Here is a 12096-nt window from a genome sequence, read left to right on the forward strand (position 1 = left end):
CAACTGTGACCGCCACGGACCGCTCCATCGAGCTCATCACCACCGCCGCGCAGGCGGCGGCCGACAAGCTCGCGCACGACATCATCGCGTACGACGTCAGCGACGTGCTGTCGATCACGGACGCCTTCCTGCTCGCATCCGCGCCCAACGACCGCCAGGTCAAGTCGATCGTCGACGAGATCGAGGAGCAGCTGAACAAGCAGCTCGGCGCCAAGCCGGTCCGCCGCGAGGGGGACCGCGACGCCCGCTGGATCCTCCTCGACTACGTGGACATCGTGGTGCACGTCCAGCACAGCGAGGAGCGTGTCTTCTACGCCCTCGAGCGTCTGTGGAAGGACTGCCCCGAGATCGACCTGCCCGAGGACGCCAAGGCGACCCGCGGCAAGGCCGCCGAGCACGCCGAGCAGCGGGCCGCGGAGGAGGCCGACCTGGACGGTGAGCTTCGGTGAGCAACCGCGGCTGCCGGATCATCCTGTGGCGGCACGGCCAGACGGCATGGAACCTGGAGCGCCGCTTCCAGGGCTCCACGGACATCGAGCTGACCGACACCGGCATCTCGCAGGCCAGGCGCGCCGCCCGGCTGCTCGCCTCGCTGAAGCCGGACGCGATCGTGGCGTCCGACCTCAAGCGGGCCGCGGCCACGGCGGATGAGCTGTCCGCCATCACCGACCTCCCCGTCACGCACGAGGAGGGTCTCCAGGAGACGTACGCCGGTGAGTGGCAGGGCCTGACGCACGACGAGATCATCGCCCGCTTCGGCGACCAGTACGCCGCGTGGAAGCGCGGCGAAGCGGTGCGCCGCGGCGGCGGCGAGCTCGAGACCGAGGTCGCCGACCGGGCCGCGCCGATCGTCCTGCGCCATGCCGAGAAGCTGCCGGACAACGGCACGCTCGTGGTGGTCAGTCACGGCGGCACGATCCGCACCACCATCGGCCGCCTCCTCGGCCTGGAGTCCCACCACTGGGAGGGCCTCGGCGGGCTCTCCAACTGCTGCTGGTCCGTCCTCGGCCAGGGCGCGCGCGGCTGGCGCCTCCTGGAACACAACGCGGGAACGCTGCCGGAACCGGTGCTCGGCGACGACGACTGAGCGCCCCGGAACCGCTTCGGCGGGCGGCCGGACCCGGATTTCACATTCCGGCTGGTCGCAGGCTAAAGTTCTTCTTGTTCGCCCGCCGAGCGGGGAGAACGCAAGGGGCTATAGCTCAGTTGGTAGAGCGCCTGCATGGCATGCAGGAGGTCAGGAGTTCAATTCTCCTTAGCTCCACAATCCGGATCCCGTCCTCGTCAGAGGGCGGGATTTTCCGTTACCGGGGCCGCTATGGGGCCGTCGGTTCTATGGATCCCATCGGTTCTACGAGGGCTATGGGTTCTATGGCTTCCACGGGCCACAGCGGCTCCCGCATCTCGCGCAGTCGCGCCGTCCGCTGCCTGCTCTCCTCGTCGTCCGGTGTGTACGCGACGATCCGGCACTCCGGCATGCCGTTGATGGACAGCGAGACCGACGTCATCCGCAGCTCGCCGACCGCCTCGTGCCGGAACGTCTTCACACGGGGTCCCGGCGGCGCCACGTTCCCGCTCTCCCACAGCTCGGCGAAGAGCGGGCTCGCGGAGGACATGCGGTGGATGAACGCCTCCCAGGCGGGCTCGCCCACATGCCGGCCGTACGCACTGCGCAGCGTCGCCACCATCACCGGCAGCTCCGTCTCCCGGTACACCAGCGGGCACACGGGGTCGGGCACGATGAACAGCGTCCACAGCACGTTCGGTACGCCGAGCGCCGCGACCTGCGGGACGAAGAAGAGGTCGCGGTAGGCGGGGTTGGTGGCGAGGATGTCGTACCGCGCGTTGTAGACCACCGCCGGGTGCGGATCGAGGGCGTCGATGATGCCCTGGATCTCCGGGCCGACGGCCTTGGCGGCGCACTCCGGGTCCGGCGAATAGGGCACCTCGGCCAGGTGGTAGAGATGCTCGCGCTCGGGCTGCTCCAGGCGCAGCGTGCGCGCCACGGCGTCCAGGACCTGCGCGGACGCGTTGATGGGGCGGCCCTGCTCCAGCCACGTGTACCAGGTGACGCCCACCCCGGAGAGCTGCGCGACCTCCTCGCGGCGCAGGCCCGGGGTGCGGCGGCGCAGGCCGGGCGGCATGCCCACATCGGCCGGTGTCACCCGGGCCCTGCGGCTGCGCAGGAAGGCGGCGAGCTCCGGCCGCCGTCGCTGAGTCGTCCCCATCGTCGTCACATCCCCCATCGTCCGTGCCCGCGCCGAGCGCTGCCAGGTGCTGTCAGTACCAGCATCGGCAGGCTCTCGTTACCCGTACCGAGCCGCGCGCAGGCTCGCTGCCATGGCAACGGCAACTCCGACCGATCCCACTGGTCCAAGTCACCTCCTCAGTAAAGCCCCCGGCACTGACAATCGCCCCGGACGGCTGCTCGCGGTCGTCATCGCGGCCCAGTTCATGGCGCTGCTCGACGTCTTCATCGTCAATGTCGCCGCCCCCACCATCCGCGACGAACTCGGCGCGTCCGGCGCCGGGTTGCAGCTGGTGATCGCCGGCTACACCATCACGTACGCGGTGCTGCTCATCACCGGAGCGCGGCTCGGCGAACGCGTCGGGCACCGGCGGATGTATCTCGTGGGGCTCGCGGTCTTCACCGTCGCCTCGCTCGCCTGCGGACTCAGCCAGGGCACGGGCGAGTTGATCGCCTTCCGGCTGCTGCAGGGCGCGGGCTCGGCGCTGCTCATCCCGCAGGTGCTCAGCCTGATCCAGCGCAACTTCACCGGCGAGGCGCGCACGCGGGCCCTCGGCGCGTACTCGGCGGTCCTCGCGATCGGGGCCGCGGCGGGCCAGGTGCTCGGCGGAATCCTGGTCAGCGCCGATCTGTTCGGCACCGGCTGGCGCCCGGTGTTCCTGGTGAACGTGCCGGTCGGCGTGGCCCTGCTCGTCGTGGCGGGGCGGGTGCTGCCGCGCGACGGCGGCGGTGGCGTCGGGCGGGGCGGGGAGACGGTGGGGGAGCGGGCCGGGGAGACGGCGGGGGAGCGGGCCGGGGAGGCGGCGACGGCGCGGGCCCGCGGGCTCGATCTGCCGGGGCTTGTGCTGCTCGGCGCCGCGGTGTCGCTGTTCACCGTGCCGCTGGTGCTCGGCCAGGAGAAGGGCTGGCCGCTGTGGTCATGGCTCTGCCTCGGTGCGGCGGCGGTCGTCTTCGCGCTCTTCTGCGGCTACGAGTCCCGGCTCTCCCGCGGTGGCGGGGCGCCGCTGATCGCGCCGCGGGTCCTGCGCATCCCGGGCATGGGCCTCGCGGTCTTCCGGATCGCCGTGGTGATGGCGGTCAACGCGGGCTTCCTCTTCGTGCTCACCCTGCACATCCAGGGGGGCCTCGGCTACAGCGCGTTGCGTGCCGGGCTCACGTTCGCGCCGACCGCCGTGGTCTTCGGCGCGGTCGGCCTGACCTGGCGGCGCTGGCCCGCGGCGGCCCAACGCGCGCTGATTCCCGGCGGGTTCGCACTCACCGCGGTGTCCGCGCTCGCCGTGGGCCTGGTCCTTCGCGACGGCGGGGAGGGCGGCCCGTGGCTGTATGCGGCCTTCGTGGGCATTGGCGTGGGCCTCGCCCTCGGCTTCAGCCCGACGCTCACCCGGGCGCTTTCCACCGTGCGCCCGGAGGACGCCGCGGACGCCAGCGGCCTGCTCTCGACGGTCGCACAGCTCGGCCAGCTGACCGGTGTCGCGGCCTTCGGCGCACTTTTCCTCAACCGGCTTGAGTCACAAGGGGCCCCGGGGGCGTATTCATCCGCGGACGCGCTCCTGGTGTGCTCGTACGCACTGGCAGGGGCGGCCGCCCTTGGCGCCGTGTCCGGACTGGTACGAATGCGTCGCTGACCGGTTCGCTCAGACCGTGGCAGAATCGGACGGCCGGAAGGGGACCGCACCAGATCACCGAATGTGACCCGACGGAAGGGAGAGCGATGCCTGCGAGCATCCTCGAAGGGGCCGAAGGCCTCATCGATGTGGCCGCGCCGCGCCGCGCTGCCGCTCCCTTCGCGGCGATCGCCCTCCTGACCTGTCCGTCCTGCGGTTCGTCCCATGTCGCCCAAGTGCTCGGCGACAACGGCGGTGTCTCGTACGTGTGCACGGCCTGCGGCCACAGCTGGAGCTGATCGATGGGTGCACACAGGCGGAAGTGCGACTGGTGCGGCAGTGGTACGCCGATCGTCCGCGACATGGAGCCGGTCAACCAGGACTACCAGTACTGGTGCGAGGAGTGCGCGCGGGCGCTGATCATAAAAGGCGACCCCATCGAGACGTACCGCGAGCTCGAAGGGGAGCCGATCTACGGTCGGCTGCTCGACGAGCACTGCACGCTCAAGCGCTTCTACTCCTTCGCCACGGCTTGATCGCCGGTCGGGTCATCCGGCGTCCCATCCCTTCGACCCCTTGCAGCAGGAACGCCAAAGCGGTCACTACGTAGAGGGCGGACAGCGTCATCTGGCCATAATTCTGGCCGAGTTCAAGCCGTCCCACGCCATGCGGCACCCACCACAGGGCGTACGAGCAGAAGACCAGCGTGACGGCTCCGGTCGCCGCCCATCTGGCCAGGCCGCCCCGGCGCACCGCCGCCGTCCACGCAAGCAGCGCCATCGGTACGCACCACACCCAGTGGTGCGACCACGACACCGGGCTGACAAGGAGCGCCGTCGCCGCACAGGCCACCGCCGCGCGGGCGCGCTCCCCGCGCAGCTCGGCGGCGACGGCGACGGCGAGGCCGACCGCGCCGACCGCCGCCGCGGTCACCGCCCATCGCAGGCCCGGTTCCTCGGTGTGCAGAAGCCGCGCGAGGACCCCGCGCAGGGACTGGTTCGCGGTGTCCTCGGCGAGCCCGACCCGGCCCGCGTCGAAGACCATCCGGGTCCAGAAGCGCCAGGAGTCGTACGGCAGGACGGCGGCCGCGAGCAGCGTCGCGCCGGCGAACGAGGCGGCGGCCACGCACGCGTGCCGCACATGTACCCGCCACTGCCCCCGCCGCACGGCCTCGGCGGCACCGGTCAGCAGCAGGAACACCGCGAAGAGCGCGGGCGTGAGCTTGATCGCCGCTGCGACGCCGATGCCCACGCCCGCCCAGCGGTGGCCCGGCCGCCGGGACAGGTCCCACAGGACCAGGACGGCGAGCAGCAGATTGATCTGGCCGTACCGCAGCGTGGTCCACACCGGCTCCGCCCAGATCGCGAACGCGGCCACCCACAGGGCGCTCTCCACGCGCGCGTGCAGCGGATCTCCGATCAGGCGCAGGGAGAGGCGGACGAGCACCACGAGCAGCAGCAGGTTCCCGAGCGTCGCCAGAGTCCGCATGTCCGCCGTGTCCAGGAGCGTCAGCGGCGTGAAGAGGAGGGCGGCGAACGGCGGGTAGGTGGTGGGCAGATGGGCCTCGGTGGTGCGCAGCGCGTAGAGGTCGCCGCCCGCGCGCACGGTCTCGCCCTCGGCGCGGTAGACCATCAGGTCGATCATCGAGACGTCGGCGGCACGCTGCGCGAGCCAGAAGGCCGTGAAGGACAGCAGGCAGCCCCAGGCGGCGGGGGGAACGCGGCGACGGGCGGCGGCGAGCGCGATCACGGTCACGAAGGCAGACAGTACCGGCCGTATCCGTACAGAAGGGAAACGATTTGGTGGAGCACGGGGAGGACCGTGTAATGTTGGCGGAGCCGCCGGGGGAACCGGGCGGAAGCAAACAAGGGGCTATAGCTCAGTTGGTAGAGCGCCTGCATGGCATGCAGGAGGTCAGGAGTTCAATTCTCCTTAGCTCCACAGAAGATGAGAGCGGGCCACCCGGATCGGGTGGCCCGCTTTCGTGTGTCTAGGAGCGCCCGCTTCCCAGTGCCCTGCGGCCGCGGCCCGGTGGCAGGGCGGGAGGCAGTGCCGGGCGCGGTGGTGCCACCGAGGGGTCCTCCTCGATGCGGAGCGCGAGCGCCGGGCAGCGGCGTACGGCACGCGCGGCGCGCGCTTCGGAGTACTGCGGTACGGGCGCCTCCGCGACGCCGGGGAAGCCGTCCGGGCCCAGCTGGATCAGCTCCGGGACGATGTCCGCGCACAGGCCGTGGCCCTGGCAGAGCGTCCAGTCGACAGCGAGCTTGCGACCGCTCGGCGCCTCTCCCTGGGGGGCCTCCGCCTGGAGCGGCAGGACACCCTCCACGGGGCGGCCGCAGCCGCCGCCCAGGACATGTGCGGCGAGGTCGTCCGTGAACGCCGAGATCGTCGAGTCCAGGAAGGCCGCCGAGCCGTCCGGGTGCTTGCAGGCGCCGCGCCGCTTCACGGCCCGGGTCACCTCGCGCAGCGCCTCCAGGGCGGTCGGTCCGCCGCCGTCCAGGATGTCCGCGAGGCCGCGCGCCGCCGCCGGAAGCCCCAGATAGCAGGGGCCGCACTGGCCCGAGCTCTCGGCGGCCAGCCAGTGCGCCACGCGCAGCGACTCCCCGAGGGCGCAGGTGCCCGGGCCGATGGGCAGGATGGCGCCCGCGCCGAGCGCGCCGCCGCAGGCCTCCAGGGAGGCGCGTGAGACGACCGCGTCATGGGCGGTGATCGCGTCGAGCCATTTGCCGTGATAGCCGCCCGTCAGGACGCCCTGGGGGAGCGGCGGCGCGCCGGCCAGCTGCAGGACGTACCGCAGGGGCACTCCGGTGGGGACCTCCACCACCATGGGGCGGGCGACCGCTCCGGAGACGGTGAGCAGCACCGTGCCCGGCTCGTCCCGCAGGCCGGTGCGGCGGTAGCGGTCGGCGCCGATCCGGGCGGCGACCGCGAGCTGGGCGAAGGTCTCCGCGTTGGACAGCAGCGTGGGTGCGCCGCCGACCCCGGAGTCGGAGGTCCGCAGTTTGCGCCCCGGGGGCAGCGGCGGGCCGCCGTCCGCCGAGCGGACCAGGGCCGACGACTCGCCGGTCACCATGCGCACCGGATTGCGCTGCACGCGCGCGCGGATGCCCGATCCGCGCCGGTTGGTCAGGCCGCGCTCGGCGAGCGCCGACCGCATGGAGGACTCCGTGGAGTCGCGGGTCACGCCGATGACGAGGGTGCGGGCGCCCAGCGCCTCGGCCGCGAGGAGCGCGCCGTCCAGGATGAGGTGCGGGGCGCGGTTGATCAGGACGGTGTCCTTGCGGCAGGCCGGTTCGTCCTCGCTTCCGTTGACGACGACCACGGGGCGCACCCCGCGACGGATCGCGGCGTCGGCGACCGCGCGCAGCTTCCGGGCGAAGGGGAAGCCCGCGCCGCCCCTGCCGCGCAAGGAGATGTCTTCGGAGAGGGTGGCCAGAGACTCACCTGCCATCGGTTCCAGGGGCCCGTGCACCTTCAGGTGCATCGCCAGATCAAGGCGCTCGACCAGGTCGAAGCCCGAGGTCAGGAGCGGAAGTCCGACCACGCGGACTTCGGGGACATCGGGCAGCGACGCGTTCACTTGGGGCCTCCGGTGGCGGCGTTCCAGGGTTCGCCAGGACTCGGCGCCTGGAAGGTGTGGGGCAGCGGTTCGGTGGCGGGACCGCTGTCGTACGGGGCTTCGTACGTGGGCGTGGGGTCGTACGCCGGTTCGTACGTGGAGCCGTACGAGGTGTCGTGGGAGCGGTAGGCGGCCTCTTCGGAGACGTACGCCGTGTCGTGCGTGGTGTCGTAGGAGTCATTGGAGGAGTCGTACGGCATACGAGGGGCCTCGGCGGGAGGCGGCGGGGACGGGGACGGCCAGCGGGGCGGCGGGTCGGTGACGGGCAGGACCTCCGTGGGCCTGTTGTCGGATGCGAGCACGCGGTAGGCCGCGGCGATGCCGACCACGGGGGTCGGATCGGGCTCGGCTTCGGGGTAGGGGGCACGGCCGGGAGCGCCGGTCGTGCCGGGGAGCGGCGATTCGGCGGTGTCCCTGCGGGCGGGCCTGTTCCGCTTCTCCGGTTCGAGGACGGCCAGGATCCGGGCGGCGACCTTCCGCTTGACCGGGAGCGGGGCGGCGCGCAGCGCGACGGCTCCCGCGACGGCGACCAGGCACAGGCAGTAGAGGGCGATCACCCACGGTTTGGGCGCGCGTCCCGCGTACAGGCCGTGGATCAGCGCCGAACACCAGGCGGGGTAGGCGAGCATGTGCAGCGCCCGCCAGCGCGAGGCGATCTGGGCCGGTGACGCGAAGGCGCTGCGCAGGGCCCCGGTGATGCCCGTGGCCACCATGAGGAGCCCGGCGAGCGAGCCGAGGCCGATGAGCCCGTCGCTTCCGGAGAAGCCGAGGCCGAAGGGGATGAGCGCGCCGACCGGCGACACATGGTCGAGCGCGAGTTTGACGGTGACGTGCAGCAGCAGGAAGCCGATGGAGGCGACCGCCGTGGCCCGGTGCACGGCCTGGGCGAGCAGTCGCTGACGGGAGTGCAGGAAAAGGCGGTCCGTGGCGACCAGGCCCCAGACGACGGCGCCGGTCAGGCTGACCAGGGACAGGACGCCGGTGGTGAAGTCGAGGGCGGCGCGGAAGGCGTCGCTCCCGGCTATGACGAGCAGGGGTATCAGCAGCAGCGCCGCCGTGGAGAGGATCCCGCGGGTGGTTCTGCTGGGCTCGGGGAACGCGGGGAACGTGCGGCTTTTGCGATCAGTGCGGCTCTTGCGGCCCGAACGGGGCGAACGGGCCTTGCGAGTGGTGCGAGTGGTGCGGCTCGTGCGATCGGTGCGGCTTGCGCGGCTCTTGTGATGAGGATTCAGAGGGTTCATGGGGGCGACTCCGAGATGGCTCGATCGCCGCATGCTAAGTCGCCGCATACCAGTGAGTACGAGGTTTGAGTTATTGCGTTGTTATAAAACCGCGACGCGATCTTGGTGTTGCCCCGATAGTTGTCGGTACGCGGAGTAACCCTTGGCCAAAGGTGGAGTCCGAGCTTCCGGTGGGCCTCCGGAGCGTCATGAGGCGTGATCGAGCGTCACGGCCCGGCTCGTCGCGGGCCGCGCGGGCGCTGCGGTACCCTGACGCCATGCGTGCCGTACGCCTTCTGCTTAGCGGGCCGCGCTGATCAGTCCCGACCGCCGGAAATTCGCGGTCGGCATCGGCGCGGCGTCCCCTCCTGTGTGAGGGGCATTTTTATTTGACCAGGACGGTCAATTCCGCAGGCAGAGACGATCGATGGAGCTTTGAGGATCATGAGCGAGACGAATTCTGCTGCCGCCTCCGAGGTGGCCGCGCCGCACCGCTACACGGCCGTCCTGGCCGCCGAGATCGAGGCACGCTGGCAGGACTTCTGGGACGCCGACGGCACGTACGAGGCGCCGAACCCGAGCGGCGACATGGCGGCGGGCGACGCCGCGCAGGCCGCACTGGTCGCCAAGCCCAAGCAGTTCATCATGGACATGTTCCCGTACCCCTCCGGTGCGGGCCTGCACGTCGGTCACCCCCTGGGGTACATCGCCACGGACGTCTACGCGCGCTTCCAGCGCATGACGGGCCACAACGTCCTGCACACCCTGGGCTTCGACGCCTTCGGCCTGCCCGCCGAGCAGTACGCCGTGCAGACGGGCACCCACCCCCGGGTCTCCACCGAGGCCAACATCGAGAACATGAAGTCGCAGCTGCGCGGTCTGGGCCTGGGCCACGACAAGCGCCGCTCCTTCGCGACGATCGACCCGGACTACTACAAGTGGACCCAGTGGATCTTCGTCCAGATCTTCAACTCCTGGTACGACGACGAGGCGAAGAAGGCCCGTCCGATCGCGGACCTGGTCGCGCAGTTCGAGACCGGTGAGCGCGCCGTACCGAACTCCACGCGCGCGTGGCACGAGCTGAGCGCCAACGAGCGCGCCGACGTCCTGAGCGAGTACCGCCTGGCGTACGCCTCCGACGCCCCCGTCAACTGGTGCCCCGGCCTGGGCACGGTCCTGGCGAACGAGGAGGTCACCGCCGACGGCCGCTCCGAGCGCGGCAACTTCCCCGTCTTCAAGGCCAAGCTGCGCCAGTGGAACATGCGCATCACCGCGTACGCCGACAGGCTGCTGGACGACCTGGACGCCCTGGACTGGCCCGAGGCAATCAAGCTGCAGCAGCGCAACTGGATCGGCCGCTCCGAAGGCGCCCGCGTCGACTTCCCGGTCGGCTCCGGAGACGACGCGATCACCGTCTTCACGACCCGTCAGGACACCCTGTTCGGCGCGACCTACATGGTCCTGGCGCCCGAGCACGAGCTGGTCGACAAGATGATCCCGGCCGCCTGGCCCGAGGGCACCCACGACGTGTGGACCGGCGGGCACGCGACGCCGGCCGAGGCCGTCGCCAAGTACCGCGCGTTCGCCGCCGCCAAGTCCGACGTGGAGCGCCAGGCAGACGCCAAGGAGAAGACCGGCGTCTTCACCGGCGTCTACGCCACCAACCCGGTCAGCGGCGAGCAGGTCCCGGTCTTCATCGCCGACTACGTACTGATGGGCTACGGCACCGGCGCGATCATGGCCGTCCCGGCGCACGACAGCCGAGACTTCGCCTTCGCCCGCGCCTTCGAGCTGCCCATGCGGTGCGTGGTCCAGCCCTCGGACGACCGTGGGACCGACGCGTCGACGTGGGAGGACGCGTTCGGTTCGTACGAAGCGAAGCTGGTCAACTCCTCCGGAGAAGGCATCTCGCTGGACGGCCTGGGGGTCGTCGAGGCCAAGGCGCGCATCACGGAGTGGCTGGCCCGCAAGGGCATCGGCGAGGGCACCGTCAACTTCCGCCTGCGCGACTGGCTGTTCAGCCGCCAGCGTTACTGGGGCGAGCCCTTCCCGATCGTCTACGACGAGGACGGCATCGCCCACTCGCTGCCCGAGTCGATGCTGCCCCTGGAACTGCCGGAGGTCGACGACTACAGCCCGCGCACCTTCGAGCCGGACGACGCGGACACCTCTCCGGAGACGCCGCTGTCCCGCAACGAGGACTGGGTCAACGTCACCCTGGACCTGGGCGACGGGCCCAAGAAGTACCGCCGCGAGACCAACACCATGCCCAACTGGGCCGGTTCCTGCTGGTACGAACTGCGCTACCTGGACCCGAACAACGACCAGAAGCTGGTCGACCCGGCCATCGAGCAGTACTGGATGGGCCCGCGCGCGGGCCAGCCGACCGGCGGTGTCGACCTGTACGTGGGCGGCGCCGAGCACGCCGTGCTGCACCTGCTGTACGCCCGTTTCTGGTCGAAGATGCTGTTCGACCTGGGGCACATCTCGTCCGCCGAGCCGTTCCACAAGCTGTTCAACCAGGGCATGATCCAGGCCTACGTGTACCGCGACAGCCGTGGCTTCCCGGTCCCGGCCACCGAGGTCGAGGAGCGCGACGGGCAGTACTTCTTCGAGGGCGAGCCGGTCAAGCGCGAGCTGGGCAAGATGGGCAAGTCCCTGAAGAACGCGGTCACTCCGGACGAGATCTGCGAGGAGTACGGCGCGGACACCCTGCGTCTGTACGAGATGGCGATGGGCCCGCTGGACGTCTCGCGCCCGTGGGACACCCGCGCGGTGGTCGGCCAGTACCGCCTGCTGCAGCGTATGTGGCGCCTGATCGTCGACGAGTCGACCGGTGAGGTCACGGTCGCGGACGTCGCGGAGACCGAGATCGCCGAGGGCACCCTGCGCGCCCTGCACAAGGCGATCGACGGGGTGCGCCAGGACCTGGGCGGCATGCGGTTCAACACCGCCATCGCCAAGATCACCGAGCTGAACAACTACCTGACCAAGGAGGGCGGCGCGCTGCCGCGCTCGGTCGCCGAGCGCCTGGTGCTGCTGATCGCTCCGCTGGCCCCGCACGTGGGCGAGGAGCTGTGGCGCAGGCTGGGCCACAGCGACTCGGTGGTGCACCAGGACTTCCCCGTCGCCGACCCGGCGTTCGTCGTGGACGAGACCGTGACCTGCGTCGTGCAGATCAAGGGCAAGGTCAAGGCGCGTCTGGAGGTCTCCCCGGCGATCTCGGACGATGAGCTGGAGAAGGTGGCCCTGGGCGACGAGCGGGTACTGGCGGCGCTGGACGGCGCCGGGATCCGCAAGGTCATCGTGCGGGCGCCGAAGCTGGTCAACATCGTCCCGGCGTAGTCGTCCGGGCGTAGCCGACCCCTTCCGCCCCTGCGTCGCTCCTGCGCGAGGACGCGCGCG

10 protein-coding genes and 2 tRNA genes are annotated in these 12096 nt (G+C 71.0%); 8 read left to right on the forward strand and 4 right to left on the reverse strand.

Translation table 11 applies throughout. From position 1 onward, the window contains the following. Nucleotides 1-5: 5 nt before the first annotated feature. The 3 genes from rsfS to OG453_RS11400 all read left to right on the forward strand — a co-directional run bounded on the left by rsfS (nt 6) and on the right by OG453_RS11400 (nt 1264). A complete protein-coding gene (gene rsfS, locus OG453_RS11390; protein WP_266867032.1) occupies nt 6-449 on the forward strand; it encodes a ribosome silencing factor in 444 nt (147 codons plus the stop codon). Next, a complete protein-coding gene (locus tag OG453_RS11395; RefSeq protein ID WP_266867034.1) occupies nt 446-1087 on the forward strand; it encodes a histidine phosphatase family protein in 642 nt (213 codons plus the stop codon). The genes rsfS and OG453_RS11395 overlap by 4 nt, the downstream gene beginning before the upstream one ends. A gap of 104 nt (nt 1088-1191) precedes the next feature. Further along, nucleotides 1192-1264: transfer RNA gene (locus OG453_RS11400), tRNA-Ala, on the forward strand. Nucleotides 1265-1316: 52 nt separating this feature from the next. Here the strand turns inward: OG453_RS11400 and OG453_RS11405 are convergent. Next, a complete protein-coding gene (locus OG453_RS11405) occupies nt 1317-2228 on the reverse strand; it encodes a helix-turn-helix transcriptional regulator (RefSeq protein WP_266867036.1) in 912 nt (303 codons plus the stop codon). Between the two features lie 112 nt (nt 2229-2340). Here OG453_RS11405 and OG453_RS11410 point away from each other — a divergent pair, with 112 nt between their 5' ends. The 3 genes from OG453_RS11410 (at nt 2341) to OG453_RS11420 (ending at nt 4388) form a co-directional block, all read left to right on the forward strand. Beyond that, complete coding sequence (locus tag OG453_RS11410; RefSeq protein ID WP_266867038.1) at nt 2341-3873, forward strand: MFS transporter; 1533 nt, start codon at nt 2341-2343, stop codon at nt 3871-3873. Between the two features lie 86 nt (nt 3874-3959). Next, nucleotides 3960-4151, forward strand: coding sequence for a hypothetical protein (locus OG453_RS11415; RefSeq protein ID WP_266867040.1), 192 nt, complete (start codon nt 3960-3962; stop codon nt 4149-4151). Between the two features lie 3 nt (nt 4152-4154). Then, entirely contained in the window at nt 4155-4388 is a 234-nt protein-coding gene (locus tag OG453_RS11420; protein ID WP_006137425.1) for a hypothetical protein, read from the forward strand. Here the strand turns inward: OG453_RS11420 and OG453_RS11425 are convergent. After that, a complete protein-coding gene (locus OG453_RS11425) occupies nt 4357-5607 on the reverse strand; it encodes a glycosyltransferase 87 family protein (RefSeq protein WP_266867044.1) in 1251 nt (416 codons plus the stop codon). The genes OG453_RS11420 and OG453_RS11425 overlap by 32 nt on opposite strands. Before the next feature lie 113 nt (nt 5608-5720). Between OG453_RS11425 and OG453_RS11430 the strand changes: the two genes are divergently transcribed. Further along, nucleotides 5721-5793: transfer RNA gene (locus tag OG453_RS11430), tRNA-Ala, on the forward strand. 49 nt (nt 5794-5842) lie between these two features. On the opposite strand, the gene OG453_RS11435 is transcribed toward OG453_RS11430, so the two are convergent. Both OG453_RS11435 and OG453_RS11440 read right to left on the reverse strand, forming a co-directional pair. Further along, a complete protein-coding gene (locus OG453_RS11435; protein WP_266867046.1) occupies nt 5843-7432 on the reverse strand; it encodes an NADH-quinone oxidoreductase subunit NuoF family protein in 1590 nt (529 codons plus the stop codon). Continuing rightward, on the reverse strand, nt 7429-8712 hold the full coding sequence (locus tag OG453_RS11440) for a cytochrome b/b6 domain-containing protein (protein ID WP_266867048.1): 1284 nt from the start codon (nt 8710-8712) through the stop codon (nt 7429-7431). The genes OG453_RS11435 and OG453_RS11440 overlap by 4 nt, the downstream gene beginning before the upstream one ends. A 423-nt stretch (nt 8713-9135) precedes the next feature. Here OG453_RS11440 and leuS point away from each other — a divergent pair, with 423 nt between their 5' ends. Next, on the forward strand, nt 9136-12036 hold the full coding sequence (leuS, locus tag OG453_RS11445) for a leucine--tRNA ligase (protein WP_266867050.1): 2901 nt from the start codon (nt 9136-9138) through the stop codon (nt 12034-12036). Nucleotides 12037-12096: the final 60 nt, after the last annotated feature.

It is taken from the genome of Streptomyces sp. NBC_01381, from assembly GCF_026340305.1.
Lineage (GTDB): Bacteria > Actinomycetota > Actinomycetes > Streptomycetales > Streptomycetaceae > Streptomyces.

Excerpts from the sequence above, each read along its gene's own strand:
- OG453_RS11405 (WP_266867036.1), bottom strand. The coding sequence starts at position 2,228 with ATGGGGACGACTCAGCGACGGCGGCCGGAGCTCGCCGCCTTCCTGCGC.
- OG453_RS11415 (WP_266867040.1), top strand. The coding sequence starts at position 3,960 with ATGCCTGCGAGCATCCTCGAAGGGGCCGAAGGCCTCATCGATGTGGCC.
- leuS (WP_266867050.1), top strand. The coding sequence starts at position 9,136 with ATGAGCGAGACGAATTCTGCTGCCGCCTCCGAGGTGGCCGCGCCGCAC.
- OG453_RS11440 (WP_266867048.1), bottom strand. The coding sequence starts at position 8,712 with ATGAACCCTCTGAATCCTCATCACAAGAGCCGCGCAAGCCGCACCGAT.
- OG453_RS11420 (WP_006137425.1), top strand. The coding sequence starts at position 4,155 with ATGGGTGCACACAGGCGGAAGTGCGACTGGTGCGGCAGTGGTACGCCG.
- OG453_RS11410 (WP_266867038.1), top strand. The coding sequence starts at position 2,341 with ATGGCAACGGCAACTCCGACCGATCCCACTGGTCCAAGTCACCTCCTC.